The organism is Neolewinella lacunae (assembly GCF_014349155.1).
Taxonomy (GTDB): domain Bacteria; phylum Bacteroidota; class Bacteroidia; order Chitinophagales; family Saprospiraceae; genus Neolewinella; species Neolewinella lacunae.
The window spans coordinates 1-218 of sequence record NZ_JACSIT010000127.1; the positions used below are offsets into that span (position 1 = coordinate 1).

Genomic DNA, 218 nt, shown 5'->3' on the forward strand with positions numbered 1-218 from the left:
AACCGGAACCTGAACGTACTGGACCTCGTTGCGATCCAGCGGGTGATCCTCGGCCTGGACGCGAACTACGCTACCGGCGAGAGCTGGGGCTTCGTACCGGCGGACGTTGACGTGAGCAACCCCTACGCTGCGGCCTTCCCCGAGGTGTACAATGTCAATGACCTGACGGGCAGCATCCTGGATGCGGACTTCGTGGCCTTCGCTTACGGTGACGTAGT

At 61.9% G+C, this 218-nt stretch carries 1 protein-coding gene; it reads left to right on the plus strand.

Annotated elements, in window-relative coordinates; genetic code table 11:
• A partial coding sequence (locus H9S92_RS14030) for a hypothetical protein (protein ID WP_187467331.1) occupies positions 1-218 on the plus strand: 218 nt, incomplete at both ends.